The 26,993-nt window shown below is 69.1% G+C and carries 29 protein-coding genes and 1 pseudogene; 19 read left to right on the top strand and 11 right to left on the bottom strand.

The features are described 5' to 3' along the window. Nucleotides 1-232 precede the first annotated feature (232 nt). Entirely contained in the window at nucleotides 233-1,957 is a 1,725-nt protein-coding gene (locus tag F8M74_RS25510; RefSeq protein ID WP_171410251.1) for a sigma-54 dependent transcriptional regulator, read from the top strand. A gap of 18 nt (nucleotides 1,958-1,975) precedes the next feature. Here the strand turns inward: F8M74_RS25510 and F8M74_RS25505 are convergent, their stop codons facing one another. The 5 genes from F8M74_RS25505 to F8M74_RS25485 all read right to left on the bottom strand — a co-directional run bounded on the left by F8M74_RS25505 (nucleotide 1,976) and on the right by F8M74_RS25485 (nucleotide 5,769). Next, nucleotides 1,976-2,779, bottom strand: coding sequence for a heme oxygenase (biliverdin-producing) (locus F8M74_RS25505; RefSeq protein WP_141254966.1), 804 nt, complete (start codon nucleotides 2,777-2,779; stop codon nucleotides 1,976-1,978). Next, nucleotides 2,776-3,030, bottom strand: a complete 255-nt coding sequence (locus F8M74_RS25500) for a hypothetical protein (RefSeq protein WP_026113777.1) — start codon at nucleotides 3,028-3,030, stop codon at nucleotides 2,776-2,778. The genes F8M74_RS25505 and F8M74_RS25500 overlap by 4 nt, the downstream gene beginning before the upstream one ends. A 138-nt stretch (nucleotides 3,031-3,168) precedes the next feature. After that, nucleotides 3,169-3,657: a GDYXXLXY domain-containing protein gene (locus F8M74_RS25495; RefSeq protein ID WP_171410250.1), complete on the bottom strand. Its 489-nt coding sequence runs from the start codon at nucleotides 3,655-3,657 to the stop codon at nucleotides 3,169-3,171. After that, nucleotides 3,657-4,754, bottom strand: coding sequence for a DUF4401 domain-containing protein (locus F8M74_RS25490; protein ID WP_141254964.1), 1,098 nt, complete (start codon nucleotides 4,752-4,754; stop codon nucleotides 3,657-3,659). The genes F8M74_RS25495 and F8M74_RS25490 overlap by 1 nt, the downstream gene beginning before the upstream one ends. 1 nt (nucleotide 4,755) lies before the next feature. Next, nucleotides 4,756-5,769 carry a DUF2157 domain-containing protein gene (locus F8M74_RS25485; RefSeq protein WP_141254963.1) on the bottom strand — a complete coding sequence of 338 codons (1,014 nt, stop codon included), beginning with the start codon at nucleotides 5,767-5,769 and terminating at the stop codon, nucleotides 4,756-4,758. Nucleotides 5,770-5,904: 135 nt separating this feature from the next. Here F8M74_RS25485 and F8M74_RS25480 point away from each other — a divergent pair, with 135 nt between their 5' ends. The 3 genes from F8M74_RS25480 (at nucleotide 5,905) to F8M74_RS25470 (ending at nucleotide 8,916) form a co-directional block, all read left to right on the top strand. Then, on the top strand, nucleotides 5,905-6,612 hold the full coding sequence (locus tag F8M74_RS25480) for a fimbrial protein (protein ID WP_141254962.1): 708 nt from the start codon (nucleotides 5,905-5,907) through the stop codon (nucleotides 6,610-6,612). A 181-nt stretch (nucleotides 6,613-6,793) separates the two neighbouring features. Continuing rightward, nucleotides 6,794-7,945 carry a hypothetical protein gene (locus tag F8M74_RS25475; protein WP_228560319.1) on the top strand — a complete coding sequence of 384 codons (1,152 nt, stop codon included), beginning with the start codon at nucleotides 6,794-6,796 and terminating at the stop codon, nucleotides 7,943-7,945. Between the two features lie 425 nt (nucleotides 7,946-8,370). Continuing rightward, nucleotides 8,371-8,916: a hypothetical protein gene (locus F8M74_RS25470; RefSeq protein ID WP_228560317.1), complete on the top strand. Its 546-nt coding sequence runs from the start codon at nucleotides 8,371-8,373 to the stop codon at nucleotides 8,914-8,916. 17 nt (nucleotides 8,917-8,933) lie between these two features. Here F8M74_RS25470 and F8M74_RS25465 read toward each other — a convergent pair whose 3' ends face one another. Next, on the bottom strand, nucleotides 8,934-9,440 hold the full coding sequence (locus F8M74_RS25465) for an ureidoglycolate lyase (RefSeq protein ID WP_141254961.1): 507 nt from the start codon (nucleotides 9,438-9,440) through the stop codon (nucleotides 8,934-8,936). Between the two features lie 12 nt (nucleotides 9,441-9,452). Next, nucleotides 9,453-10,802: a sigma 54-interacting transcriptional regulator gene (locus F8M74_RS25460; protein ID WP_141254989.1), complete on the bottom strand. Its 1,350-nt coding sequence runs from the start codon at nucleotides 10,800-10,802 to the stop codon at nucleotides 9,453-9,455. 466 nt (nucleotides 10,803-11,268) lie between these two features. Here F8M74_RS25460 and F8M74_RS25455 point away from each other — a divergent pair, with 466 nt between their 5' ends. Next, nucleotides 11,269-12,234, top strand: coding sequence for a hypothetical protein (locus tag F8M74_RS25455; RefSeq protein WP_141254960.1), 966 nt, complete (start codon nucleotides 11,269-11,271; stop codon nucleotides 12,232-12,234). 144 nt (nucleotides 12,235-12,378) lie between these two features. After that, nucleotides 12,379-12,765: a thioredoxin gene (gene trxA, locus F8M74_RS25450; RefSeq protein WP_141254959.1), complete on the top strand. Its 387-nt coding sequence runs from the start codon at nucleotides 12,379-12,381 to the stop codon at nucleotides 12,763-12,765. A 74-nt stretch (nucleotides 12,766-12,839) separates the two neighbouring features. Here the strand turns inward: trxA and F8M74_RS25445 are convergent, their stop codons facing one another. Further along, a complete protein-coding gene (locus F8M74_RS25445) occupies nucleotides 12,840-13,187 on the bottom strand; it encodes a hypothetical protein (RefSeq protein WP_171410249.1) in 348 nt (115 codons plus the stop codon). 298 nt (nucleotides 13,188-13,485) lie between these two features. On the opposite strand from F8M74_RS25445, the gene F8M74_RS25440 reads away from it, so the two are divergent. Then, nucleotides 13,486-13,896 carry a DUF1761 domain-containing protein gene (locus F8M74_RS25440; protein ID WP_141254957.1) on the top strand — a complete coding sequence of 137 codons (411 nt, stop codon included), beginning with the start codon at nucleotides 13,486-13,488 and terminating at the stop codon, nucleotides 13,894-13,896. Nucleotides 13,897-13,908: 12 nt separating this feature from the next. Next, the gene (locus tag F8M74_RS25435) at nucleotides 13,909-14,598 is read left to right on the top strand and encodes a YafY family protein (protein ID WP_141254956.1); all 690 of its coding nucleotides are present in this window, start codon (nucleotides 13,909-13,911) and stop codon (nucleotides 14,596-14,598) included. Between the two features lie 218 nt (nucleotides 14,599-14,816). Here F8M74_RS25435 and F8M74_RS25430 read toward each other — a convergent pair whose 3' ends face one another. Then, nucleotides 14,817-15,707 carry an alpha/beta fold hydrolase gene (locus F8M74_RS25430; protein WP_141254955.1) on the bottom strand — a complete coding sequence of 297 codons (891 nt, stop codon included), beginning with the start codon at nucleotides 15,705-15,707 and terminating at the stop codon, nucleotides 14,817-14,819. Between the two features lie 195 nt (nucleotides 15,708-15,902). Here F8M74_RS25430 and F8M74_RS25425 point away from each other — a divergent pair, with 195 nt between their 5' ends. From F8M74_RS25425 to F8M74_RS25385, 9 genes are all read left to right on the top strand, one after another. Next, nucleotides 15,903-16,892, top strand: coding sequence for a MoxR family ATPase (locus F8M74_RS25425; RefSeq protein WP_141254954.1), 990 nt, complete (start codon nucleotides 15,903-15,905; stop codon nucleotides 16,890-16,892). A gap of 30 nt (nucleotides 16,893-16,922) precedes the next feature. After that, entirely contained in the window at nucleotides 16,923-17,804 is an 882-nt protein-coding gene (locus F8M74_RS25420) for a DUF58 domain-containing protein (protein ID WP_141254953.1), read from the top strand. Continuing rightward, entirely contained in the window at nucleotides 17,801-18,811 is a 1,011-nt protein-coding gene (locus tag F8M74_RS25415; RefSeq protein ID WP_141254952.1) for a hypothetical protein, read from the top strand. The genes F8M74_RS25420 and F8M74_RS25415 overlap by 4 nt, the downstream gene beginning before the upstream one ends. Next, nucleotides 18,786-19,796 (top strand): VWA domain-containing protein, encoded by a 1,011-nt coding sequence (locus F8M74_RS25410; protein WP_011555616.1) that lies wholly within the window; start codon nucleotides 18,786-18,788, stop codon nucleotides 19,794-19,796. The genes F8M74_RS25415 and F8M74_RS25410 overlap by 26 nt, the downstream gene beginning before the upstream one ends. Continuing rightward, a complete protein-coding gene (locus F8M74_RS25405) occupies nucleotides 19,793-20,854 on the top strand; it encodes a VWA domain-containing protein (RefSeq protein ID WP_090490234.1) in 1,062 nt (353 codons plus the stop codon). The genes F8M74_RS25410 and F8M74_RS25405 overlap by 4 nt, the downstream gene beginning before the upstream one ends. Then, nucleotides 20,851-21,861 (top strand): tetratricopeptide repeat protein, encoded by a 1,011-nt coding sequence (locus F8M74_RS25400; protein ID WP_141254951.1) that lies wholly within the window; start codon nucleotides 20,851-20,853, stop codon nucleotides 21,859-21,861. Before F8M74_RS25405 ends, F8M74_RS25400 begins: the two co-directional genes overlap by 4 nt. Next, the gene (locus F8M74_RS25395; protein WP_141254950.1) at nucleotides 21,845-23,734 is read left to right on the top strand and encodes a BatD family protein; all 1,890 of its coding nucleotides are present in this window, start codon (nucleotides 21,845-21,847) and stop codon (nucleotides 23,732-23,734) included. The genes F8M74_RS25400 and F8M74_RS25395 overlap by 17 nt, the downstream gene beginning before the upstream one ends. Further along, the gene (locus F8M74_RS25390) at nucleotides 23,731-24,441 is read left to right on the top strand and encodes a tetratricopeptide repeat protein (protein WP_141254949.1); all 711 of its coding nucleotides are present in this window, start codon (nucleotides 23,731-23,733) and stop codon (nucleotides 24,439-24,441) included. Before F8M74_RS25395 ends, F8M74_RS25390 begins: the two co-directional genes overlap by 4 nt. 105 nt (nucleotides 24,442-24,546) lie before the next feature. Further along, nucleotides 24,547-24,915 (top strand): hypothetical protein, encoded by a 369-nt coding sequence (locus F8M74_RS25385; protein WP_228560315.1) that lies wholly within the window; start codon nucleotides 24,547-24,549, stop codon nucleotides 24,913-24,915. 18 nt (nucleotides 24,916-24,933) lie between these two features. On the opposite strand, the gene F8M74_RS25380 is transcribed toward F8M74_RS25385, so the two are convergent. After that, a complete protein-coding gene (locus F8M74_RS25380) occupies nucleotides 24,934-25,521 on the bottom strand; it encodes a hypothetical protein (protein ID WP_240462305.1) in 588 nt (195 codons plus the stop codon). Between the two features lie 241 nt (nucleotides 25,522-25,762). On the opposite strand from F8M74_RS25380, the gene F8M74_RS25375 reads away from it, so the two are divergent. Further along, nucleotides 25,763-26,170 (top strand): response regulator, encoded by a 408-nt coding sequence (locus F8M74_RS25375; protein ID WP_141259161.1) that lies wholly within the window; start codon nucleotides 25,763-25,765, stop codon nucleotides 26,168-26,170. A 12-nt stretch (nucleotides 26,171-26,182) separates the two neighbouring features. Here the strand turns inward: F8M74_RS25375 and F8M74_RS25370 are convergent, their stop codons facing one another. Continuing rightward, the gene (locus tag F8M74_RS25370) at nucleotides 26,183-26,509 is read right to left on the bottom strand and encodes a PilZ domain-containing protein (RefSeq protein ID WP_026113775.1); all 327 of its coding nucleotides are present in this window, start codon (nucleotides 26,507-26,509) and stop codon (nucleotides 26,183-26,185) included. A 224-nt stretch (nucleotides 26,510-26,733) separates the two neighbouring features. On the opposite strand from F8M74_RS25370, the pseudogene F8M74_RS25365 reads away from it, so the two are divergent. Then, a pseudogene (locus F8M74_RS25365) lies at nucleotides 26,734-26,993 on the top strand (hypothetical protein); the annotation flags it as partial.

Below are 26,993 nucleotides of genomic sequence, written 5' to 3'. Positions count from 1 at the left end.
GTGGCCGCGTTCACCCATCCCCCTGGAATCACACGAATGTCGCGTCTGGCACGGGACGCGCATGTCGTTTTGCCGTGGCGCTTCGGGAAACCGGGCTGCCCCGCAGCATTGGAGTTTCGGGAACGCGGAAGGAGGGGCCGCTCCTTCCGCGTTCTTCATCTCCGCTACACTCCGTTTCCCTGATGTGGTTCCTGACAGAGCCTGTCGGAGGGCATTGGACGGAGGCGAGTGGATGCAAGACGAGATGGCGCAACTCCTCACGGATTTGCGGGGAGCCAAGGACTTCGAGGCCGCGGCTGCCGCAACGCTCCGGCGGCTGCAGGCCGTCGCCCAGGAGGCCGTTGCGTCCAGCCGGTACGCAGCCCGGGGCCGGGTGTTGCGAGGCATCGTCCACCTCCGCCCAGGCGAGGCCTACCGCAGTCTGGCCGCGCTGGAGGTAGGGGCTGCGGAGATTACGGATGCCAGTGTAGGCACGCCCTTCTTCACCTCCGCCACGGCCTGGCGCGCGGTGGTGGAGCACCGGTGCGCGGTCTCCATCGACGTGAATGTCGGGACGGTGCAGCCCCATGCGCCCAACGCCCCTGTGACGGGAGACCCGAGCCTGGCGGGCTTCAACAGCCATGAGAGCCGGCAGCGCTTCCTGGGCCGTCATGCGACACACGTCTGCGTGCTTCCGCTGCGCACGCCGGGTGGGGACATCGAGGGCATGATTTCGCTGGAGGCGGACTGCCTGGCCGCGATGGGGCAGGACTTCGTCTGGCTGGAGGCGGGGGACCGGCTCCAACTGCTGGCGGACGTGGCGGCGCCGTACCTGGCCCGACTGCCGCAGCGGCCCGTGGCCCGGCCGGAGGTGGATGAGTTCCTCCCGGTGGTGGGGCGCTCCATGGCGGAGTTGCTGCCCATCCTCCGCGTCTTCGCGCTGCAGGATGAGACCATCCTCATCAGCGGCGCCACCGGCGCGGGCAAGTCACGGCTGGCGCGCTGGTGCCACGAGCGCTCCAACCGCCGCGGCAAGCCCTTCGAGACGCTGGACTTGGTGACGGTGCCGGAAGACCTCCAGATGGCGGAGCTCTTCGGCTGGAAGAAGGGCGCCTTCACCGGCGCGGTGCGAGATGCCCCCGGCAGCGTGGCCCGCGCGGAGGGCGGCACGCTGTTCATCGACGAAATCGACAAGCTGTCGCTCAAGGCCCAGGCGGGGCTGCTGCACCTGCTGGAGTCGCGCAGCTACCGGCCGCTGGGCGAGGGCACCGGTGAGCGGCAGGCGGACGTGCGCTTCATCATCGGTACCAACGCGGACCTGCACGCGGAGGTCCGCGCCGGCCGCTTCCGCGAGGACCTCTACTACCGCGTCAACGTGCTGCCGGTGCGCATGCCGGCCCTGCAGGAGCGCCAGGACGAAATCCCTCTGTGGGCGCAGTACATGGTGAACCGCCGGCACCGCGAGCGCTCGCCGGACGGCCACGCCCGGCTGATGAAGGAGGCGGAGCGGCTGCTGGTGGGGAGTCCCTGGCCGGGCAACCTGCGGCAACTCGACAACATCGTCCGCCGCGCCTACACGCTGGCCATGGTGGAGCACGCGGACGCCTCGGGCGAGCTGGTGCTGCACGAGAAGCATGTCGCGCGGGCGCTCGACTATGAGCAGGCCCCGGGAGCCCGGCCGCTGCCGGAGGCGCTGCGCGCGGCCGCGCAGGCCTTCGTCGCCGAAGCACGCCGCCGCAATGCCCCGTTGGATTTGGACCTGGCCGATGCCTTCCGCGGCATGGTGCTGGGGCTCGCCATCCGCCAGGTGGGGCGGGACGAGGGCTTCAAGCTGCTGGGCCGTGAGAGCCTGGTGAAGAACCGCAACCACCACAAGGCGCTCAAGCGCGAGCTGGAGAAGGTGGACTCGCTCTACAAGGCGCTGGGAGAGGAGGGCTCGCCCTTCTCCGACTTGCTGTCGGAGGTCGAAGCCATCTGAGTCGCGGCGCCCGGGAAGCTACCGGGCGTCTGCGTGGGGGCCCGCGGTGATGCCCGTGGCGCCCCGGGCCAGCTCGTCACACACGAGCGCGTGGAGCCGGAAGGCCATGCGCGCTTCCTGCACCACCTCGCGCGCCTCGTCCTCCTCCAGCTCCAGTCCGTCGATGCGCGAGTGGAAGCGGACGCGGAAGGCCGCCAGCCCGGCCTCGGGCACCGTGCCGTAGAAGGCGGTGCCCTGGCCTTCCGCCAGCTCGAAGGCATCCGTGATTCGCCGCGCCCGGCGGTGCCCGCTGAAAACGTCCAGCACGCAGCGCGCGTAGGCGTGCGCCACCAGCAGGTGAGGGGCGTTCTCGGCCACCTCCCGGATGCGCTCGGCGTGCAGCCGCGTCTCCACGCAGGCGAAGGTGTCCGCCCGGGACTCGCCGCAGAAGTACGTCAGGTCCGCTTCCAGCGCGGAGGCCAGCCGCAGCTCGGGCAGCAGCAGTGCGGTGGTGAGCGTGGTGCCCATGACGTGGGGCAGCGCCGCTTCGAACGCCGCGTAGAGCGTGTGGAGCTGCCGCAGGTGGCTCACGTAGTGCTGCGCCCGGACGTACTGGCCGTAGATGCCGCCCTCCCACGCGTCGAAGAAGAGGGACTGGATGAACAGGGAGCGCTCCGCCTGCTCGGCCAGCTTCGCCGTGCCTTCCGCCAGCAGCACGGACAGTGGCGCCGGGGTGGTGGCCTGGGGTTGCTGCTGGGACGCAGGGGGCTGGGGCTCCACCAGCCGCTTCACACGCGCGGACACATCCGTCCGCGGCAGCCGCAACGTGCCGGTGGCGCTCACTGCTTCCACCCGCCACCGGCCAGCGTGCTCATCGCCAGGGGCCCGGCGTCCTCGTTTGACAAGGCCTCCAGCGGTGTCCCCAGTTGCTGGAGCGCCTCCGCCAGCGTCATCCCGATGGCGCGGAGGACCTCCTCCTCCACGCGAATCGTCACCGGCCCCATGGCCAGGTGGATGTGCCCGCACGAGCACTGCGTCACTTCCGCGCATGGACCTCGCGCCAGTACCGTCTTGCCGCATCCCTGACCGGGCATCGTCGTCATCCTTGATTTTGATTTTGAATATCGAAATCAAAATTGATGATGCACCAAAGGCCGGCGGAGAGCAAGCCCCGGCCTTTTCTCGATTTGCTCCGAGTGTGGGGAAGGAGATCGGCGTGGGATAGCGGGGCGTCAGCGGCCCAGGGGCTGGCGCTGCGCGTCCCTCAGGCCCACCAGCACGCTGGAGCCGCTGTCCGCCACGCGCAGCTCGCCGTAGCGGGCGCCCTCGTAGCGGTCGGCGTGACCTTCCTGGAAGAAGAAGGCCTCCGCGCCCAGGCGGAAGCGCTCCTTGCGCAGGCGGTACCGGAGCTTGAGCTCGCCGGGCGCCAGCGGGGTGTCGGGCGTGTCGAAGCGCACGAAGGAGCCCACGCCATTCGCGTCCAGCCGCAGCACCATGTTTCCGTCCTTGGCGGTGGTGGCGGGATTCGCGTCCCGCTCGCGGCTGATGGCGTAGTCCAGCACCATGTAGTCGCCCTGAATCAGCGAGCGCGGGTCGACGGGGGCCAGCTCCAGCAGCACCGGCGTGCCCGAGCGCAGCACGTGCTCCTTCTGGACGACGAGCCCCGCGGGGACGAGCAGCGCGAAGGCCAGCCCGCCGAAGATGACCGCCGTGCGCACCATCACCGCACCTCCGACGCCGGGGCGGGGAAGCGCCGCAGCAGGAACGAACGCAGGCCCAGGAACACCAGGCCGCTGCCCATCAACGCCAGCGACTTGGCCAGCAGCGTGAGGCCCAGGTCGTAGTAGTACCAACTGCCGGACGCGAGCAGGTACGCCACCGCCAGCCCCAGCAGCACGCTGCTGCGCCGGTGGAAGCCGAGCACCAGCATGCCCACGGCGGTGATGACCGCCGGTGTATGGGGCGTGAGCACGGCCACCAGCGTCAGCGCCGCGAACACCGCCGCGCCCGCCACGCCGGTGGGCTCCAGCGCCAGCTCACGCAGCACCCGCCACGCCGTGTACAGCGTCAGGGCCGTCAGCCCTAGCGTCAGCACGCCATCCGGGAGCGCGGAGACGGTGTCGAACAAGTGTCGGGCCACGTCCTTCATGCCGCGCGCCAGCAGCACGCCGGGGATGGCGCACGCGAGCGCGAAGGCCACCGGCCCCACCAGTTCGCCCGTGGTTCCCCGTCGCAGCCGGGCCTGCTCCAGGAAGAGGAAGTACATCAGCGCAGCGCAGCCCAGAATCAGAAGGTCCAGTGCGAAGCCGCCCACCAGGTGCCAGGCGAGGAAGCCGGCCGCGCTCACCATCCCCAACGTGCTCAGGAAGCGGAGGATGGCGTCCGGGTAGACAAAGAGCAGCACGCCACTGATGACCAGCACCAGCGTCGCGGCGACGTTTTCGTTCTCCGTTTCGATGCCGAAGCTGGCGGAGGCCATGGCGGCGCCGGCCAGACACAGCGCCAGCGCGAGCTGCTCTACGAAGACGCCGCGCAGCGTGCGGCGCAGCATCGTCGCGCCCGCGCACAGGCCCAGGCCCACCACGCCCATCACTACCTGCTCCTCCCAGAGGCCCGCGCAGGCGAAGAAGCTCAGCACGAAGATGGCGGACAGCCAGGCGCCGACGCCAGCGAAGGCCTTCACGAACCAGGGCACGGCCACGGACTGGCGCTGATGGGCTTCCAGGGCCACGCGGGCCCGGTTCAAGGCGTCGGGCTCAAGCTGGCCTTCGGCCTGGAGCGCGTTCAACACGTCCTGCAACGAGGGACGCAGGGCCATGTCAGGACTCCTCCGTGGCGCCGGTGACGCGGGCTTCGTGCCGCAGCCACCACACCGCGAGCGCCACCTGGGCGATGACGAAGAGCGGCAGCACGAAGAGGCCCAGGACTTCCACGTCCTGGTAGGAGTCGAAGACGATGCTGACGGCGCCGGAGGTCAGGAGCGTCATCACGCTCACCGCGCCGAGCGTGAGCATGAACAGCTCGCCCTTCAGGTGTCGGTGCAGGGCGTACTCGGCCGCGAGCGAGGCCAGCACCAGGAGGAGCGCCACCACGGCGCCGGTGGGGGCTCGCGCCGGGTGCATGATGAATGGCACCGAGGCGATGAGCACCGGGGCCACCGCCATCACCGCCAGCACCCGAGGCACCCAGCGCGCCTGGAGCCAGGACACGCGCAGGTTGGCGAAGTGCTCGTAGGTGGCCCAGGTGAAGCCGTTGAGCCCGCCCAGCACCACCGCCAGCCAGTAGGTCTGGTCCAGCTCCGTATCCAGCACCTGCTCCCAGAAGAGGAGGATGCCGGTGTTGACCAGCACCAGCGCGAGCAGCCCCAGGGGCGCGAAACGGGACACCGCCACCCAGGGAAGGATGAGCACGGCCCAGCCGATGAACAGCTCATACGGGTCTGCGCCCGTCTGATACGCCTGTCCGTACACGGCCAGCAGCGCGCCTACGAGGACGGAGGCCGCGAACAGTGACAGCTGGCCTCCCAGCGTCGCGCCTTGCCTCCAGGCGCCCACCGTCGCGCCGGTGATGGCCGCCGCGATGAGGCCCAGCTTCGCGAAGCGGTGCATGTCCGCCCAGTTGTATGCGAAGAAGTAGATGACGCCCGCGAGCACCAGCAGCACGCCCAGGCCCATCAGCGTGGTGGACAGGAAGCGCCGCCAGTCCTGCCGCGGCGGGGTGGCCACGGACAGGTGCAGCGCGCGCTCCAGGGTGGTCGGCGTCAGGACGCCAGCGTCCGCGAGTGCCCGGAGTCGTTCAGGCGTCGCGTCAAGGTCGAGCAAGGGTTTCAGCACGGGCGCAGTCTAGCGGCCCGGCCGGGTGGTGCGTCCATCGGCATGTCCGCCGCGCCCGCCCGAACGGCGTCCCGGGGGCATGTTACGGTGCCCGCCTTCGTGTGAGGCTCGCACGGGTGCCAAGGGGCCCTGGCCATGGCGACGAACCTGGAGTGCCCGAAGTGTGGCAGCGAACTGGATGTATCGGGGCGAAGCCCGGGCGCCATCATCCGTTGCGCGTGTGGGAACCTGTCGGCCGTCCCGAAACGCGCTCATTGGGGAAGTCTTCGCGGCGTGGCGCTGTCCCTGGGGCTGCTCTTCCTTTGCCCCTGCGTGGGCGTCCTGACCGCCATCGCCATTCCCAACTACAAGAAGTTCCCAGTGCGCTCCAAGCAGGCGGAGTGCAAAGCCAATCTCCGCGCCCTCTACAAGGCCCAGCGGCATCACCACGCTGAGCACGGCGCCTTCGAGCCGCGCATCCTGAAGGCGGGCTTCGTCCCCGAGCATGGCAACCGCTATGCGTATTTCACGGGCCCAGGGCCGCTGGTGACGCGCGACACGGTGGACGAGGCGGCCACGCCACCGACGGTTCCGGAGGACGCGGGTGGCATCGGCGTGGACCGCTCGCGAGATGAACGCCGCCGGGCCGTCACCCTGACGGACCTTCCCGGCTGGGTCTCCAGGCAGGTGGGGGTCTCTGGCACATGTCCGGACTGTGACGTCACCCTGGCCTGCGCGGGAGACATCGACATCGATGCCACGGTGGATGTCTGGCTCATCTCCACCAAGCCCCTCAAGGACGAGGATGGTGAGACCGTCCCTCCCGGCACGCCAGTGAATGTCGTGAACGACGTCGACAACTGACGCGTGCGGTTCGAGGTGCGCGGACGCTCCGTTTCGTCACCCGGCGAAATCGCCGTGGGAGGACGACCTGGAAATCCCGCGCTTTTCGTATCTGACTTTGAGAGCGACCGACGGATGGACGGGCCTGAGTCCCGTTCCGCCTCGCCCGCCAATCCACAGAAAGGTTTCAACCGTGCGCTCGATGATGAAGCGTCTCTCCCTGGGTGTATGCATTTCCACGTCGATGGCGTTGCTGGGGTGCGGAGGCGAGATGATGGACGCCGACGCCATGGCGGACATGGCGCTGCCCGAGGAGGCCGTGGGCACCACCGCGTCCGCGGTGGAGACGGCCAGTGACTTCCGCTTTCGTACCGCCAACCGCTACGCGGGCATTCACGGCTACGCGGCGGGCTACGGCAACTTTCATGAGGCCAATTACGGCGCGGGCGTGGTGCGTGGCACCATCCTGCTCAAGCCGGGCACCGTGGCGCACTACCTCGCGGTGCCCCGCTCCTCGCTGAGCAACACGGCGCTGAGCAACATCCCGGAGCTGTTCCGCCGCGCGCAGGACTACGGCAACGCGCACGGGTTGGGCGTCGCGCTGCCCTCGTTCGAGCAGGGCCTCAACGGCTCCGTCGTGGAGTACGGCATCCACTTCCTCCACCCCAGCGTCGTCGAGTTCCGCGACGTCCCGGGCTGGGCCATTGGCTACCCGGACGTGACGGACGCCGGGGCGATGATGCGCGCCGCCAACGACTACGCCTCCTCGAACGGCTTCGCCGCGGGCCTGCCCACCTTCCACTCCGCCATCTACAGCGGCACGAGGGTGTACGGCATGCACCTCATCCGTCCGGGCTACGCCGATACGCGGGACGTGCTCGCGGACGTGCTGGCGATGCAGGACCGCTTCAGTTCCGACACCGCCACCGTCACGGGCGACAACTGGGCCCGGACGCTGCGGCGCCACGAGGCAGCGCAGGACGCCATCCAGACCTGCACCCACCTGACCAACCTGGAGAAGTCCGCGCTGCGCAATGCCTACCGCAAGGCCATCCGTCACTCGGGCACGAACGAGGCCGGCATCAACGCGCGGGCGGAATTGGGTGGAGACGATGTCTGGATCAACTTCGGCGTGCTCTTCCCTCAGGGGGACACGGAGATTGCCCAGACGCTCATCCACGAGATGATGCACATCGCCGGTTACTCGCACCCGGACCGCCGCAACGGCATCGACACCCCGTATGACGGTGGCCCGTACTACAACTCCGCGCCGCTGCGCGCCGAGCTGTGCATCGCGGGCTTCCAGAGCATCCACTCGACGCGTGAGTCCAGCCGCGAGCCGCAGACGCGCTGAGCGGAGACGGGCCCGGCCGTGGGGGCCGAACTGGGGCGTGAACAGCGGGCTCCGCACAGTCCAGGCGGAGCCAGCCTCCCAGGCGAGCATCCGCAGGTCCGCGAAGGCATCCCGCGCGGTGAGGGGACCGCGCATGTGCTGCATTGGATGGGGCACAAGGGACACTCGCTGCTATTGAAGAAACAGTTGCAATGGATGGCTCATTGGCGAGATGGGGGTGATAGGGTTCCGCGCCTTCCGCGCATTGGGGTGCGGACATTCACAGGGGGGATTCTTCTTCGATGGCAGACATCCAGTGTCCGGCGTGCGGCACGAAGGCCGGCGTGACGGTGCTCATGCCGGATTCAATCATCCGGTGCTCTTGCGGATACACGTCTCCCGTACCTCCTCGCCTCAGCAGGAAGCAGGTCTTCCTCTTCATAGCTGTGGGTGGCTTCGTCTTGCTGCTCATCCCGTGCTTCTTCGTCAGCCTTGGCGCCATCAGCGGCTTCCAGGGCTCCAAGCACCGCGCGATGCAGGCGATGTGCAAGTTGCAGTTGAAGCAGTGGTACATCGCCCAGCTGGCTCACTACGCCGAGCACGACGCCTATGAGCCTGTCTTCGCGAAGTTGAACCATGAAATTCCGCGGGGCAATCACTTCGCCTTCCTGGCGGGTGTCGAGCCGGCGGATGCTCGTGACGCGGCTGGGGCCGCCGCGGTGGAGGACGCCGTCGCCGTGGGTGTGGACGTGGCGACGAACCCGGAATTGAAGGCCATCAAGTTCGGCGACCTGCCGGTGCTCGTGGCCAAGCAGGTCGGCCTTTCGGGAGAGTGCCCTGACTGTGCCATCACGGCCGCCTGTGTTGCCAATCTCGACCGGGATGGCGACCTGGACGTGTGGCTCATCTCCTCGAAGGAACTCACCGGGCTGGATGGACAGCCCGTGGAGCCTGGTGAGCCCCTCCACGTCATGAACGACCTGAAGGACTGACGCGCGCGTGGCGCCGTTCAGCCGCTGGTGACGAGCAGGGGCGTGGTGAGGGGGCGCTCCTCGCAGTCAAGGGCGGAGCCGTCCTCCCAGGCGAGCATCAGCAGGTCCGCGGGGCCATCCAGCGCGATGATGGGGTGGTGCCACTGGCCGGGGCGGTAATTCACGCCCTGGCCGGGGCCGCACACGAATGCTTGCAGCCGGTCCAGGTCCGGCTCGCCGCGCGCGTCGTCCGGACAGACGACCACCAGGAAACGCTGGCACGCGAGCGCCACGAACATCTGCGTGGAGCACGGGTGCCGCTCCAGTAGCTGCACCTCGAAGGGCAGCGCCTTCGCCACCGAGCGGAACACGGCGAGGTTGGGCTGTGCCTGGGGCCGGCTGCCCGTCAGGTTCGCCACCCGGTCATACCGCGTGGCCGTGCCCTGGTTGGCGCTATGCCCGCCCGCGAGCTCCATTCCGATGACGTCACCGAATGGCGCGAAGGACTCTTTCGTGAGCGGTCGGGCGCGGATGGGCGGTCGCATGCGTCGTCTCCCTCAATCCCGTGAGTCGTCGTCGTCCACGAGCATCATCCCGTGCTTCGTGAGCAGCTTGCGCAGGTACACCCGGGCGATACCTGCCTCGCGGGCCGCGCGGGAGATGTTCCGGTCGCAGCGCGCGATGAGGCCCTGGAGGTAGTCCCGCTCGAAGACCTCGATGAGCCGCTCCTTGGCCTCCTTGAAGGGCAGCTCCGCGTCGAGCGCGCCTTGTGGCGACCGGGTCGAACCGGAGGGGGCCTCCATGGGCGGCAGGGTGTCCTCGCCCAGGTGGATGGCCTGCTCCACGACGTTGCGCAGCTCGCGCACGTTGCCGGGCCAGGGGTATTGGGCCAGCAGCGCGCGCGTCTGTTCGGACAGGGCGCTGGGCGGACGGCCCAGCCGCTCCAGCATGGCGTCGATGAGCAGGGGCAGGTCCTCCACCCGCTCCCGCAGCGGCGGCGGGGCGACCTTGAGCACCGCCAGCCGGTGATAGAGGTCCTTACGGAACCGGCCCTGCTGCACGGCCTGCTCCAGGTCGACGTGCGTGGCCGCGACGACGCGCATGTCCACCGTGTGGTAGTCGTTGGCGCCCACGCGCTTCACCTGCCGGCGCTCCAGCACGCGCAGGAGCCGAGGCTGCAGCTCCAGCGGCAGCTCGCCGACCTCATCCAGGAAGACGGTGCCTCCCTGGGCACGTTCGAAGGCCCCGGCGCGCTCTGCCTGGGCGCCCGTGAAGGCCCCCTTCACGTGCCCGAAGAGCTCCGACTCCATCAGGGAGGGCGGAATCCCGGCGATGTCCACGATGATGAAGGGGCCGCTGCCCCGGGCGCTCTCCTGATGGAGCGCTTCGGCGCACAGCTCCTTGCCCGTCCCCGTCTCGCCCTGGACGAGCACGTCCCCACCGCCCGCGGCCACCCGCTCCAGGACGGTGAACAGCTCGCGCATCCGCGCGCTGGCGCCCACGAGCGCGCCGAAACTCCGCCGCGAGGACAGCGGTAGAGGTCGCTCCCGCGAATCCTCCGGCACCACCTTGAGGACGACGGTGCCCAGCGTCAGCGACGCCCCGGGCCGCACCTCCAACTCGGTGAAGCGCACCCCTTCATGGAAGGAGCCGTTGCGCGAGCCCAGGTCGGTGGCCACCACCCGTTCGTCCGTCACCTCCAACTGGAGGTGCTGCCGGGACACGACGCGATCCGTCAAGACGATGTCGCACGTCGAGGACGCGCCGAGCCGGACCATCCCCGGGCGCAGGACGTGGCTGTGTCCCGCCTGTTCCCCGGAGAGCACGAGCAGCTTCAACCGCAAGGGGCCGCGCCGCGCCACCGGGACGGGCGCCGTCTGGACCAGCGCGTCCACCTCCGTGTCCATGTCACCTGGGTCCGCCACGGCGGGCAGGCTACCACCTCACCCACGCGGGGGAGGGGGGGGTGACAACTGTTGTTGCCACCTGACAACCGCGGTTACCAGGCCCGCCGGTGCGCCTTGCCGGGCGTCCTCCTCTAGAGCGCGCGCCTCGCCTCGGCTCCGGAGGCGCTGGAGGGCCATGGCACACCCACTGCAATGGCCTGGGTCCGCATCGAGAACGACACCGCCGAGCCGCCCACCCGCGATGTCTTGCCTTGAATGGCAAGGCACTTCGCGGGTGGGCTTATTTGTCTTTGCTTTGTGTTCGTTCCCCTCTAAGGCGCGCGAAAAACAAACAAAAACACCGCACGAAACATCGCGCGTATCCGACGGAGAATGTTCATGTAGTCAGCGCGCGGGGCTTTCGGCTGAAACAGCCACCTGCCCCCAATCCAAACCATCGTAGCAATCGCTATCAGGAGTCACGACCATGAGCCTGTCCATCGCGAAGTCCATCCAGTGCAGCGGCTTCTCCGGCAACACCCGTGGCTGCGGCCCGACGGACCGCTACCAGGCGGCCTACCAGTCGATGGACCCGTCCAAGGCGGCGCAGACGGTGCTCAAGCACTTCGACGCCATCGAGGGCGTGGGCATGAACGCCAGCGGCAAGGGCGCCGGGGACAACAACATCGGGACGTCGGAGCTCAAGCGCGTGGCGGACCCGAACAGCGGCTTCCCGCCCGACGTCCGCGCCGCCGCGAAGTGGATGCTCGACCACCCCATCGCCCTGCGCTCGCTGGACCAGGGCGCCAGCAAGGCCCATGGCGGCAACAATGAGGTGCACCTGAGCAAGGCGGACCTCCAGGCGCGCGCGGGCAATGCGTCGGACTCCGGGGCTCCGCAGCGGCCTTGCTTCCCGCAGCGTCCGTCGTTGTTCGATTCCGGGTTCGGAGGCGGCTTCGGCGGCGGACTTGGTGGCCCGGGCGGCCTGCCCAACCCGCACCGTCCCAACCTGCCGCCTCGGCTGGACCTGTGTGGCCCTTCGTTCGGCCCTCTGTCCCGCCCGCCCTTCGGCGCTGGCCGCCAGGAGCCCATGGACGTCTACAAGGCGGCCCAGACGCTCAAGGACCACTTCAACTTCGCCGAGGGCGTGGGCATGAACGCCAGCGGCAAGGGCGCCGGGGACAACAACATCGGCATGTCGGAGCTCAAGCGCGTGGCGGACCCGAGCAGCGGCGCGCCGAAGGAGCTCCGTGAGGCGGCGCAGTTTCTGATCAACCACCCCACGGCGTTGCGTTCGGTGGACCAGGGTGCCAGCAAGTCCAAGTCCAGCAAGGAGGTCCACATCAGTCTCCAGGATTTGGAGTCCTTCACGGCGAAGGCCCCCCGCCGCGAGACGCAGTCCAACCGCCTGGACTTGGCGCAGTTCATGGGCCGGGCGAGCGTCTGGGGCTGAGCCCGCCCGCTGTCCCGGCGGTCCACCCGTCATGGGTCGCCGCCGCGCTGAGCTCAAGGTGACTGGGAGTCGGGCCCTGGGGGGAGCCTGGCTGGCCACGTCCTGACACTGGCGCCTCCGGGGGGGAGGGCCCAGTGTCAGGGCATGGCAACCATCGACATCACCAAAGCCAACTTCAAGGAAATCGTCTCGAAGGAGGGAATCGTCCTCCTCGACTGGTGGGCCGAGTGGTGCGCACCGTGCCGCACCTTCGCGCCTGTGTTCGAACAGGCGAGCACGAAGAATCCGGACCTCGTCTTCGGCAAGCTCGACACCGACGCGGAGGTGGAACTCGCGGGGGCTTTCGCCATCCGCTCCATCCCCACGCTGATGGTCTTCCGTGACGGCATCATGTTGTTCGAACAGGCGGGAGCGCTGCCGGCCAGCGCGCTGGATGACCTCATCCGCCAGGTGCGCGCGCTCGACATGAACGAGGTGCGCAAGCAGTTGGTGGATCGCGAGGCACAGCACGGCGCGCCGTCCCAGGCTTGAGACGGCACGCCTCTGTCCCGCGTGAAGACGGGCGGGGCCTCTCGGGGGGAGAGGTCTTCCGTCACGTCTTCGCTTCAGCTCAGGACCTGCACCTTGCCGTGGTCGTCGCAGTGGCCGTCGTGCGGGTGATGCAGGTGGCCGTCCACGAGATAGTCCATGTGGTTCCCGTGCGGCGCGGCCGCGTGGCCACACGAGGGGCCGTGGCGGTGCGTGGTTTCATGGGCACCACAGGCATGCTGCGGCGTGCATTGCGCGGGATTGCGCGCGTCTTCGGCGAGCGTGCATTCGTCCGTGTGGTCCGAGTGCGAGTGGTGCAGGTGCCCGTCGTGCAGATAGTCCACGTGGTCCTGGTGCTGGATGGCGGGATGGCCACAGCCCTTGGCGTGGACGTGGTCATGGCGCTCGTGCGTCTTGTGATTCATGGCAGCCTCCCTGGCGGCGGTGTCCGTGGGTGACACGGCTGGACGGTTGCCATCCAGGAAGGCCAGGACAAGCGCCGCCAGGACGAACTCCGACCACCGGACCAGCCCGTGTCACCCGAACGCCGTCGGGCGCCTGCCTGCCGGGCGCCCGCCAGGCGGCCGTTCGTGAATCACGTTCCTTGGTTGGCCAGTACGTGGTGACCGACGGCGGCGTGAAGCAAGCGACTCTCTGCTGCCACCACGGTGGCAACAGGGTGGCAGTACTTCATGCGTCTCACCTCAACCGGGGACGTACACGATGTTCACTCTTTCGATCAATTGGTTCGCGGTTCTTCTCTCGGCCGTGGCGCTGCAGATGCTTGGCGCGGCGTGGTTCATGGGGGTCATCCCGAAGCCGTATGCGCTGGCGCTCGGGCGCGCCGACCTCATGGGCCGTAAGCCGGAGCCGATCTTCATCGCAGGTCCCCTGCTCTGCGGACTCGTGGTGACGATGGCGAACGCGATGCTGCTGCGAACGTTTCACATCGACGCGATGTCGAATGCGCTCGTGTTCGGAGCCATCAGCGGAGTCGGCTATCTCGTCGCCACGGTGTTCAACGTGGCCATCAACCCGAACATCCCGCGGCCGGTTCTGTACGGTGTCATCAACGCTCCCTACTTCCTGCTCAGCAACCTCGTGAGCTGCGCTATTCTTACCGCGATGGCATAGCGCAGAGGACGCATGCGACGCGCTGACCGGCTGTTCGAGATTCTGCAGGTGCTGCGGCGGGCAAAGGGGCCGATGACGGCCAGCGCGATCGCCGAGCAACTCGAGACGAGTCAGCGCACGGTGTACCGGGACCTCGCGGCGTTGATGGCGCGTCGCGTGCCGATTCGAGGAGAAGCGGGTGTCGGCTACGTGCTCGAGCGCGGCTTCGACCTGCCGCCGTTGATGCTGACGCCGAGCGAAATCGAGGCAGTGGTGCTCGGCGCACAGTGGGTGGCGGCCAACGCAGACAGGACGTTGTCGGCGGCAGCGGGAGATGTGTTGGCGAAGGTCGCCGCCATCGTACCGAAGCACCTGCGCGAGCTGGTCGACGACCCGGTGGTGGGCACTCCGCCGGCGAAGCAGCAGCATCCGGACGGAACCGTCGACCTGAGCCGACTGCGTGAGTGGTCGCGGAAGCAATTGAAGCTCCACATTCACTACGCCGATGCGGAAGGCACGACGAGCAAGCGCACGGTGTGGCCGATTCTCGTGGGCTACGTGACCGGCGTTCGCGTGTTGATCGCATGGTGTGAGCTGCGTCGGGACTTTCGGATCTTCAGGACGGAGCGATTGCTCAGCGTGGATTTCCTCGACGCGCTCTACCCCGAGCGCCGTTCTACATTGCGCCGGCGCTGGGAAGCCCAGCTGCGTCACACGAAGTAGAAGGGGTGCACATCAGGACTCGAGGCCAAGGAAAAGGCCGGGCGACCTTGCGGCGGCTGGCTTCTCCGCCGGCCTCTGCCGTAGTTCCAGTCAGTTAGCGGCCCGAACTCCAGCCGAGGCTACATCCTCGAAGGGAGTCCTGGTCGCTGGTGCCGGTCGCCACCATCGCGAGCGGGCAGCTCGTCGTGGGCAGCCGTTCGAGAATCACAATCCTTGGTTTAACCCTCCTGGGGCGCGGCGAGGAACGCCTTCAATTCGGGGAGCACGCGCTCCGGACGTTCCTGGTGGGGGCTGTGGCCCGCGTTCAGGCGCAGGAGCCGGGCCTGGGGAAGGCGCCGTGCCGCCTGCTCGGCGATGGAGACGGGCAGCGTGTCCTCGTGTTCACCCCAGACGAGCAGCACCGGCGCCGTCACGGAATCGAGCTTCTCCGCGCGATGGAAGACAGGGCCAGCCACGGGCACGAGCCGGTTGAAGGCCCGCGCGGCGTCGGGGCTGGCGCCCGGGCGGGTGTGCAGTTCGTACTCCAGGGCGCCCAGCCGCTCACCCAGCGGCGTCGGGGGCGGCGGCATCAGCTGGGCCCAGGCCCATGGCCCCAGCGAGCGCGCCAGCCGTTCGGGACCGGCGCGGAAGAAGAGGCGGGCTTTTCGCGCCATCTCCGGGCCCAGGCCCATGGCATCCACCAGGGCCAGCCGCTCCACCGGTACCCGGCCGCGCAGCGCGAGCTCCAGCGCCACGAGCCCGCCCAGCGAGTGGCCCACCACGGCCACCGGGCCCGGGGCGAGCTGGGACAGCAGCGCCTCAATGGGGGCGGTGAAGAAGGCCGCCGCGTCCTCGCCGGTGGCCAGCGGGCCTTCGGGGGCGGACGACATGCCGAAGCCCGGCAGGTCCACCGCCAGCACGCGGTGGCCCCGGGCGAGGACCGTCAGGTAGGTGAACCACTGGGAGGCCGCGCCGCCGCGCCCGTGGAGCAGCACCACCGTGGGGCCTGTGCCCGCCTCCAGGACCCGGAGGGCCCCGCCGCCCGGCAACCAGTGAACCGTCGCGACCACCGCCGGGGCCAACTGGGCCAGCAACGCGGCTTCCACCGGTCCCACCGAGGGGGCCTTCATACCAGCTTCCTCGACACCGCCGTCCGCCGGGAGTGGAACAGGGGTTGGCGTGGCGGCTGTGAGTGGTACATGGGGAGGACACTCCAGGAGGGGCGGACGGACGGGCAACATACTGGAATGCGCGGCCCTCAGCGGTGTTGAGCCGGATACCCTGTAAACCCTAGGCTGCCCGCCGCCAGTCCGACACGAGGCGACATGAACACCGACATTCGCGCGCTCACCGAACGCGTGCAGCAGGAAAGCAGCTTCGTCGAGGTCCTCAACCAGGAAACCAGCAAGGTCATCGTCGGGCAGCGCTACATGCTGGAGCGCATCCTCATCGGCCTGCTGTGCAACGGGCACGTGCTGCTGGAGGGCGTGCCCGGCCTCGCCAAGACGCTGACGGTGCGCACCGTGGCGGATTCGCTCAGCGCCACCTTCATGCGCATCCAGTTCACCCCGGACCTGCTGCCCGCGGACGTGGTGGGCACCATGATCTACAACCAGCAGGCGGCGAATTTCACCGTCCGCAAGGGTCCCATCTTCGCCAACATCGTGCTCGCGGACGAAATCAACCGCGCCCCGGCGAAGGTGCAGTCCGCGCTCCTGGAGGCCATGGCCGAGCGCCAGGTCACCATCGGCGACCAGTCCTTCCCGTTGCCCTCGCCCTTCCTGGTGCTGGCGACGCAGAACCCCATCGAGCAGGAAGGCACCTACCCGCTGCCCGAGGCGCAGGTGGACCGCTTCATGCTCAAGGTGAAGGTGGGCTACCCGACGCGCGACGAAGAGAAGGTCATCATGGACCGGATGTCCGGCGGCTCGTCGCCGCGCGCCCAGCGGGTCATCGACCTGCAGCACCTGGTCCGTGCTCGCGAGCTCGTCCACCACATCTACATGGACGAGAAGGTGAAGGAGTACATCCTCAGCGTGGTGTTCGCCACGCGCGAGCCCAGCAAGTACGGCCTCAAGGATTTGGCGGACTACATCCAGTTTGGCGCCTCGCCGCGCGCCACCATCGCGCTGGCCCAGGCGGCGCGCGCGCATGCCTTCCTGCGCCACCGCGGCTTCGTCACCCCCGAAGACGTGAAGGCCATTGCTTTCGACGTGCTCCGCCACCGCGTCGCCATGACGTACGAGGCGGAGGCGGAAGACCTCACGCCGGAGAAGATCATCCAGCGCGTGTTCGACCGCGTCGAAGTCCCCTGACCCTTCCTCCTCGAGCCCGCCAGGCGCCCCGTGCTTCCCAAGGACCTCATCCGCCGCATCCGCAAGCTGGAGATTCGCACCCGCAAGGTGGTCTCCGACATGCTTGCCGGCCAGTACCATTCGGTCTTCAAGGGCCGGGGCATGGCCTTCTCCGAGGTGCGCCAGTACCAGCCCGGTGACGAGATTCGCATCATCGACTGGAACGTCACCGCGCGCATGGATGAGGCCTACGTCAAGGTCTTCACCGAGGAGCGCGAGCTGACGGTGATGCTGGTGGTGGACGTCTCCGCGTCGAAGGAGTTCGGCTCGCGCGAGCGCACCAAGTCGGAGGTCGCCGCGGAGGTGGCGGCGCAGATCGCGTTCAGCGCCATCGCCAACAATGACCGGGTGGGGCTCGTCCTCTTCTCGGACCGGGTGGAGAAGGTGGTTCCGCCGCGCAAGGGCCGCACGCACGTGCTGCGGCTGGTGAGCGACATCCTCACGTTCCAGCCGCAGGGGCGGGGGACGGACCTGGCCGCGGGGCTCAACTACCTGACGCGGGTGGCGAAGCGGAAGGCGGTGACGTTCCTCATCTCCGACTTCCAGGCGCGCGACTACGAGAAGCCGCTGCGGCTGGTGGGGCGCAAGCACGACCTGGTGCCGGTGGTGGTGGCGGACCCGTTGGAGGAGGCCTTCCCGCGGCTGGGCCTGGTGGACATGGAGGACCCGGAGACGGGCGAGCGCTTCGTCGTCGACACCAGCGACCCGCGCGTGCGAGGCCGCTTCGCCCGGGCCATGCAGGCCGCGCGCGACGAGCGGCGCAAGCTGTTCAAGAAGCTGGAGCTGGACCACGTGGAGCTGCGCGCAGGTGATGACCACGGCAAGGCGTTGGCGAACTTCTTCCGCGCGCGGGCCCGGAGGATGGCGGCATGAACCGGCTCATCCCCCTGCTGGCGGTGTGGCTCGTGGTGACGGCTCTGGCGGTGGCGGCTCCGGCGTGGGCCCAGGCTCCGGCCCCCGCACCGGCGGCCGCGACGACGGAGCAGGTCGAACCGCGGAACCTGTCCGTGCGGCTGGAGCCGCAGCAGGTCCGCATCGGTGACCCCTTCGTCTACGAGGTGGTCATCACCCATCCGAAGGAGCACCGCTACGAACTGAAGGTGCCCCAGGAGACGGGGGACTTCGAGTTCCTGGACCAGACGCGCCAGCGCCAGGACGGGCAGGAGTCTGCGACCACCACGTTCCGGGTGCGGATGTCCGCCTTCGCCCTGGGCTCGGTGGCGGTGCCGGCGCTGCCCTTCGACGTGGCCACGCCGGAGGGGCCCAAGGCGTTCACGGTGCCGGGCCGCACGGTGGACGTGACGTCCACGCTGCCGCCGGACGCGGAGGGGCAGGGCGCGGACCTCTTCGACTACAAGCCGCCGGAGGAGGTGCCCATCCGTTCGTGGCGCCTGGTGCTCACGGTGCTGGGCGTGCTGGCCGCGGCGCTGCTGGCGTGGGTGCTTTTCCGCTGGTGGAGGAACCGGCCCAAGCACGTGGAGGTGGTGCCGGCGCTGCCCCTGGACGTGCGCACGCGCAAGGCGCTGGACGCGCTGAAGGCGGAGGATTTGCCCTCGCGCGGCCGGGTGAAGGACTTCTACTTCCGGCTGTCCGAAATCGTCCGGGGCTACCTGGGCGAGCGCTACGGCTTCGAGGCGCTGGAGTGCACCAGCTCCGAGCTGATGGCGTCGCTGCGGCGCATGTCCACGCCGGGGCTGCCGGAGGACAAGCTGATGCGCTTCGTGTCCGAGTCGGACATGGTGAAATACGCACGCGCGGATGCCTCCGCTGACGCCTGCCGCGACGCGCTGGCCTTCGGCTACTCGCTCATCGACACGACGTACGTTCCGCCACCGCCGCCCCAGGCTCCCGACAATGCCGCCGCTCCCCGCGTTCAATAACCCCGAGGCGCTCTGGGGGCTGCTGCTCGTGCCGCTGCTGCTCTGGCAGGCGTGGCGGGAGCGGCGTGCCCGCGCCACGCTGCGCTTCTCCGCGGCGCATGTCTTCGCCCGGGGTGGCCGCGGCTTCCGCGCGTACCTGCTACCGCTGCTGCCGCTGCTTCGCGTGGCGGCGGTGACGGCGGCGGTGCTGGCCATCGCTCGGCCGCAGGTGCGTGACTCGCGCGTGCGAGACTTGTCGGTGGAGGGCATCGACATCGTGGTGGCGTTGGACCTGTCCACGTCGATGGAGGCCGGTGACTTCCGTCCGCAGAACCGCATGCACGTCGCCAAGGAAGTGCTGAGCGAGTTCATCGCCAACCGGGTGAACGACCGCATCGGCTTGGTGGTGTTCGCGGGCGCGGCGTACACGCAGGCGCCGCTGACGCTGGACTACGGCGTGCTGAAGGAAGTGGTGAAGCAGCTGCGCACGCGCGTGCTGGAGGACGGCACGGCCATTGGCGACGCGCTGGCCACGTCCCTCAACCGCCTGCGGGACTCGGAGGCGAAGAGCCGGGTGGTGGTGCTCATCACCGACGGCGACAACAACTCCGGGAAGATTTCGCCCATGGACTCGGCGAACATGGCCCAGGCGCTGAAGGTGCCCATCTACACGATTCTGGTGGGCAAGGGCGGCAAGGTGCCCTTCCCGCAGGGCACGGACCTGTTCGGCAACACCGTGTGGCGCGACACGGAGATTCCCATCAACCCGGAGCTGATGCAGGACATCGCGGACCGCACCGGCGGCGAGTACTACCGCGCCACGGACCCCGAGCAGTTGCGAGAGGGACTCCAGAAGGTGCTCGATTCGTTGGAGCGCTCGAAGCTGATGGAGGGCGGCGCCAGCGCCACCTACCGCGAGGAGTTCCATCCCTTCCTCCTGGCCGCCTTCGGCCTCGCCGCGCTGGAGCTGCTCCTGCGCGCCTCCTTCCTGAGGGTCTTCCCGTGACGCCCGTGGAACCCTGGCGCTTCACCGTGCTCGGTTACCAAGCGGGGCTCGCGCAGCCCCTCTTCCTGCTGTTCGTGCTCGCGGGCATGACGCTGGGCTTGCTCGCGCTGGTGGGGGCGCTGCGGCGCCGCTCGCGCGTGCGGGCGCTGCTGCATGAACGCCACGCGGAGCGCTTCACGCCGGGCGTGTCGGTGTGGCGTCCGGCCACGCAGGGCGGGTTGTACGGCCTGGGGTTGGCGCTCTTCGGCTTCGCGCTGGCGCAGCCGCAGTGTGGCACCAAGAGCGAGCTGACGAAGCGGCGCGGCATCGACGTGGTGGTGGCGCTGGATGCCTCCAAGTCCATGCTGGCGCGGGATATCCAGCCCAGCCGCCTGGAGCGCGCGAAGCTGGAGCTGACCACGCTGCTGGACGAGCTGAAGGGCGACCGCGTGGGCCTGGTGGTGTTCGCGGGCGATGCGTTCATCCAGTCCCCGCTCACGTCGGACTACTCGGCGGTGAAGTTGTTCTTGCGCGCGGTGGACCCGGAGGTGATGCCCCAGGGCGGCACCAACGTGGGCGCGGCGCTGCGGCTGTCGCGGCAGGTGCTGGAGAACGCGGACCGCGGCTCGAAGGAGCGCGTGGTCGTCCTGCTGACGGACGGCGAGGACCTGGTAGGCGACGTGGCGGAGGCCACCGAGGCGCTGAAGGATGCGGGCGTGCAGGTGCTGGCGGTGGGCGTGGGCTCGGAGTCCGGTGAGCCCATCCCCGTCTTCGACCGGCGCGGCGCGTTCGTGGACTACAAGAAGGACGCCGCGGGGGAGACGGTGATTACGCGGTTGGACCGGGCGGGGCTGACGGCCATCGCCGAGGCCACCGGGGGCACCTTCTATTTCCAGCCCCGTGGCGTGGCCATGTCGCAGGTGGTGGAGCGCATCGACCAGATGCAGAAGAGTGAGCTGGAGAGCCGGGTGACGGTCCGCTACGACGAGCGCTTCCAGTCGTTCGCCATTCCGGGGCTGGCCTTGCTGGCGCTGGGCATGTTGTTGCTGCCGTCATCGCGCCGGAGGCCGTCACCATGAGCGCCGCGAGGACGCGCGCGGCGCGGTGGCTGACGTGGGGCCTGGTGACGTCGCTGGCGCTGCCGTCGCCCGTGTGGGCCGCGGGGCCGCTGGAGCGGGACCACCCGCTGGTGGAGCAGGGCCGCGAGGCGTACACGGCGGGTCGTTTCGAGGAATCGCTGGAGGCGTTCGAGGCCGCGAAGAAGGAGCGCCCCAACGACGTCACGGTGGACTTCAATCGCGCGGACGCGATGGCCAAGCTGGGGCGTATCGCCGATGCGAAGGCGCTGTTCCAGTCGGTGACGGAGTCCAACCGCGCCGACCTCCGGCAGAAGGCCTGGTACAACCTGGGCAACCTGCATGCGACCACCGGAGACCGGCAGGAAGCACTGAAGGCCTACCGGCGCGCGCTCACGCTGGACCCGCAGGACGTGCAGGCCCGCCACAACTACGAGGTGGTGTTGCGCAACCTGCCGCCGCCGCAGGACAAGGGCCAGGATGGCGGCACGGACGGTGGCAACGACGGCGGCAGTGACGGTGGGCGCCCGGATGCCGGCGAGGACGGCGGCACGAAGGGCGACGGCGGCACGCCCCAGGACGGTGGCACCGATGGTGGCTCGGACGGCGGTGCCGACGGCGGCGCGGATGGTGGCGCCAGCGATGGCGGCATGGACGGTGGTGCCGACGGTGGCGACGGTGATGGTGGCAGCGACGGCGGCTCCGACGGAGGCGCGGACGGCGGCGACCAGGGCCCACCGGACAAGGGCGACGGGGGCGCGGACGGCGGCGTGGATGGTGGACAGGACGACGGAGAGGGCGAGCCCCAGGACGGTGGCAGCGACGGCGGCAGCGCGGGAGAAGAAGACTCGGAGGAATCCGAGGCGGACGGTGGTTCCAGCCAGTCGGACCTGGATCGGCAGGAAGCGGAGCGCCTGCTGGATGCGATGAAGCAGAATGAGAAGAACCTCCAGCTCTGGCGGTTCCAGCAGAAGAAGAAGCAGAGGAAGCCGAATGAGAAGGACTGGTAGCGCCCTCGGCGTGGTGTTCGCCGTGTTCGCCCTGCTGGCCACCGCGCCAGCGTGGGCGGCCTCGGACGACCTCGATTTCTACCAGACGGCGGACCGTGAGGAGGTGGGCACCGAGGACACCTTCCGCCTCACGGTGGTGGTGGTGGACGCGCCCGCCAATGCGCAGGTGAAGCTGCCGGAGTCGGGGGACTTCTCCATCCTCTCCAGCTCGCGCAGCAGCCAGCGCTCCATCTCCCTGTCGGGCGGTGGCCCCGCCGTCATCCAGGACGTCACGCGGCACGTGTTGGTGATGCAGGCCACGCGCGCGGGGCGGCTCAAGATTCCACCGTCGCAAATCACGGTGCGCGGCAAGACGTACCGCACGCAGCCCGTGGAGTTGACGGTGAATGCCGGCCGGGTGGGCGGTGCGCCGTCGTCCGGGCCGGCGGGGCGCGGGAGTGGCCGGCAGCCGGACCCCTTCTCCAGCATCCAGTCGCAGATGCAGCAGATGGAAGAGGCCTTCGGCGACATGATGGAGCCGGACCGGCCCACGATTCCCCGTGGGGACTCCGACCTCTTCCTGCGCGCCAGCCTGGACCGGGACAACGTATACGTGGGCGAGCAGGTGACGCTGTCGCTCTACATCTATTCGCGCGTGGACCTGTCCAGCGTGGACGCCGTCACCATGCCCAAGCTGGAGGGCTTCTGGACGGAAGAGGTGGAGAGCCCCACGCAGCTGTCGGGCGAGCAGCGCGTGGTGGACGGCATTCCGTACCGCGCCTACCTGCTGCGCCGCCGCGCCATCTTCCCGGTGAAGTCCGGCACGCTGTCCATCACCCCCGCGGAGGCGGACATCACCACCGGCTTCCTCTTCGCTGGCCACCGCGTGCACCGGGTGTCCAACGCGCTCAAGGTGAAGGTGAAGCCGCTGCCGCCCGGTGGGCCGGAGGACATGCCCAACGCGCACGTGGGCAACTGGCGGCTGTCCATGGACGTATCCCAGACGCGCGTGGAGCTGGGCCAGCCCATCACGGTGAAGGTCGGCCTGGAAGGGGTGGGCAACGTGAAGAACGTCACGCCCCCCGCGCTGAAGGGCCCCGCCGCGCTCAAGATTTATGACCCCACCACGACGGACAAGGTGTCGCCGCAGCGCCACCGTGTGCAGGGCCGGCGGGTGATGGAGTACCTGGTGATGCCGCAGCGCACGGGCAGCTTCACGTTGCCCGCGCTGGAGTTCACCTACTTCGACCCGCGCGCTCGTAAGTACGAGGTGGCGCGCACCGACCCGGTGACGATTACGGTGGAGGCGGGCGCGGGCGGAGCATCGTCCATCGCCTCGGCGTCGCCGCAGTCTTCGTCGGACCAGGCCAACGAGCAGAAGAACGTGCTGACGGCGGGAGGTCTGCGGCCGGTGCGCTACCAGGCCCAATTCGAGGCGCCGGGCGTGCCCGTGTGGAAGCGAGGCTTCTTTGTCCCGACGGTGCTGGCCCCGCTGGGGCTGCTGTTGGGCGTGGCGCTGATTGGCGGCGTGCGCGGGCGGCTGGCGCTGCGCACCGAGGCGGGGCGTGGGCGTCAGCAGGCGAAGGCCGCGCGCAAGCGTCTGGCGGATGCGGAGAAGCTCCAGTCCAGCGGGGACGTGGGGGCGTTCTACGGCGAGGTGGAGAAGGCGCTGCATGGCTTCCTGGAGGCGCGGCTGGGCATGCCGGTGGTGGGCCTCACCCGTGAGGTGCTCGCGGAGAAGCTGACAGCGGCGGGCGCGGATGCGGAGCGGCGCGCCAAGGTGCTCTTCGTGCTGGAGGCGTGCGACTTCGGACGCTATGGCGGCGGGGGTGACCCGGCCGAGCGACAGAAGGTGATGGATGCCGCCGCGGCGGCCATGGAGGGCTGGGCGTGAGCGGCTACTACACGCCGGAAGAGGCGCAGGACATCTTCCTCAAGGCCAACGAAGCCTACGCGCATGAGGACTACGCGGCGGCCAAGGAGGGCTACGAGAAGCTGCTGGCGAACGGCCAGGGCGGCCCCGACGTGCTCTACAACCTGGGCACCACGCACCTGGCGCAGGGCGACCTGGGCCGCGCGGTGCTGGCGCTCGAGCAGGCCCGGAAGGAAGGGGGCCAGGCCCCAGATTTGGAAGCCAACCTCGCGGTGGCCCGGGCGCGACAGGTGGACAAGGTGGTGGGCGCCACCGCCGAGGACGCCTTCCTGCCTCGCGTCGCCGCGGCCACGGATGGCCCGGTGGTGGCGTGGACCTTCCTGGGCACCTGGGTGGCGGCCTTCGTTCTCGTGCTGCTCTGGCGCTTGCTGGGGCAGGGCCGGCGGACGGCGGTGGGCGTGCTGACGGTCCTGCTCTTCGCGGTGGCGGTGCCGTCAGGGCTGCTGGTGGCCACGCACGCCTACGTGGGGGCCACGGTGCACGAGGCCGTGGTGGTGGCACCCACGCTGGTTGCGCGCGAACTGCCTCAGCCCGGCGCCCGTTCCATCTTCGAGGTGCACGCCGGCCTCAAGGTGCGCCTGCTCGAAGAGACGGGCCGCTTCGTCCGTATCCGTCTGCCCAACGGCCTGGAGGGCTGGGCCGAGCGGGAAGGCGTGGCCGAAATCTGAGGCCGTACGCGGAGTGTCGGGACGAGAAAACCTGGAAATGTCCGCCATTCGGAGAGTAGACTGCTTCTGGAGGGACAGCGGGTATTGCCAGGAGGTCGTGGCCCTGTGTTCTCGGTCGAGGCACTCGTTGGCAAGAACCGGTTGGTCATCCGTCTCTGGGGTGTCGTCACGGAGGAGGAAGCGCTCCAGATTGGCGATGCGTCGCTGCGCGCGCTCGAGCGGCTCCGGCCGGGCTTCGACATCCTGTCTGACCTGACGGCCGTGACGGAACTCCCGGAGTCGGGCTCGGGGCAGATTGAGCGCGTCGTCGAAGCGGCCCGGGTCCGCGGCTTTCGCCGGGTGGTGCGCGTGGTGGGGCGCTCCGCGATGGCGGCGGTGCGGTTCCAGCGCAGCAGCCGGAACGTGGGGCACGAGGCCTACCTGGCCTTCTCCCTCGAAGAGGCGGAGCAACTGCTGGAGGGCGGCTGGACATGAGCCCCGGCACGGCGCCGGTCAGCTCCGGCGGCCCGTGAGGCGCGCGAAGAGGCCGCGCTTCTCTTCCTTGCGAGGGCCGGGGGAGGCCGCCGCGAGGCCTGTCACCTTGAGCAGGTTCTGCTGGAAGACGGGATGGTTCGGCTCCAGCGCCACCGCGCGCTCCAGCAGCTCCACGACGCCGCGCTCCAGCAGGGCCTTGAGGACGACCTTCACCTCGATTTCGGGCAGCCGTGCCGCCTGGGCCAGGTCCGGCACGGCATGGTCCCCGTCGATGAACGAAGCAATGTGCGCCTCGAAGGGGTGGAGCGGCTGGAGCGCGATGTCCAACCCAGCGCGCAGGTGCGGCACGGTGTGCGCGTCCATGGGCACCGTGAAGCGCGCGGTGGCCAGGTCATGCGGCGTGGGGCGCTGGGGCGGGGGCCTTGGCAGCTCCATGGTGCGCGTGCGCTGAGGCGGGGACAGCAGCGCCCGGACGATGGTGGGCTCGGTGATGACGTACTCCCCGCTGGCCTGCTGCGGGTCCAGCAGCAACCCGCACTGCGTGCACTGGAAGTCGTTTCCACCCACTGTCGCCCGGCACTCGGGACATTCTGGTTTCGCGGCCATTCCAGGGCCATCATAGCGCCCGGTTTCTGGCCGTGTTGGACGGGGCCGTGCCCACCCTGGCTACGCTCGCCTGTCAGCCCTCCTAATCGAAAAGCAAGGCATCCAGTGTGTGTCCGACTTACGTATGGGGGAGACGGGTGCCATTGCACAATCCGTTGCATCCTCCCTGGTGCGGCTACGCCCCGGAGGGCTATACCGCGCGCGGCGGGTGGCATTGGCATCGTGTTGCGTCCGGAGAACCATGGCTGGCAATTCCCAGGCACCCTTCCACATCCTTCTCGTCGAGGATGAGCCGGTCATCCGGGAGCTGGTGCGCTCCATGCTGAGTGACGGCACCGTGGAGGTGGTGTGCGCCGCCACGGGGCTGGAGGGCCTGAAGCTGGCCAAGAGCCAGACGTTCCACCTCATCCTGATGGATGTGGTGTTGCCGCAACTGGACGGTATCTCTGTGTGCCGCATCCTCAAGGGGGACCCGGTCACCGCGGGGGTGCCGCTCTACATGCTCACCGCGAAGGCGAAGCGCTCCGACGTGGAGAGCGCCACCCAGGCGGGGGCGGACGGCTACATCCACAAGCCCTTCCGGGGCGCCGAGCTGATGGCGCTGGTGGAGCGGTTGCGCGAAGCGGGGCCGAAGCCAGAGCTGCCTTGAGTCAGGCGGGCTTCAGGGCAGGCGCGGGTGGAGGTAGCGCGCCAGGGCGATGAGGTCGTCCCAGTCCAGCTCGCCGAACTCCAGCGCCACACCGTCCACTTCGCGGCGGCGAATCTGGCAGGTGGTGACGATTTCCCGGTCGCCGGGCAGCGGCACCGCGATGGTGAGCTCCCGTGCGGTGTCGGCCGGGTGGGCCATCAGGAACAGGCCCGCCATGGACACGTCCCGGGCGCGAACCATCACCGAGCGTCCCTTGAGGAGCACCTTCACGGGGAGGTTGGCGTCGACGCGCGGGTGAAAGCGCTCGGCAATCTGGGGGCCGCCATCGGTCGTCCGCACCGGGTTTCTCCTCTTCTCCACACGACAGGGTGCAACAACTCTGAGGCACTCCGGAGCGGACGCAAGTTTCCAGCCAGGGCCGCCGTCCAGCCTTCCGGACGCTCCTCCCGGTCCGCGGAGCGCTTCCGGACCCTCCGTGGTGCCTCAACGCCTGGGATTGCCGGGGGTTATCCCTGGCACGGCGGCTGAAACAGGGCCGGGCAACTCTCCGCAGGAGGCTGCCCGTGTCCAATGACAGTCGGATTCCCACACTGACCATCACCCATACGGTTCCGCGTCAGACGCCGCAGAACGACTTCGGCACGGTGCTGGCGCGTGCGGCGAACGAGGTGGTGCGCTCGGGAGCGGGCCTGGTGGGCGGCATGATTCCGGGGGGGCCCATCGTCAGCGCGGCCGTCTCCAGCGCGAAGACGGTGGTGTCGGCGGTAGCACCGAAGACGTCGGGGGCGGGGATTCCCGCAACGGCGGATACGGGGGGCGCGGC

Origin of the sequence: Myxococcus sp. CA023, assembly GCF_010998615.1 — a bacterium.
Classification (GTDB): Bacteria; Myxococcota; Myxococcia; order Myxococcales; family Myxococcaceae; genus Myxococcus.
The sequence above is the reverse complement of the archived record's forward strand: the minus strand, read 5'-3'. Positions and strand labels throughout refer to the sequence as shown.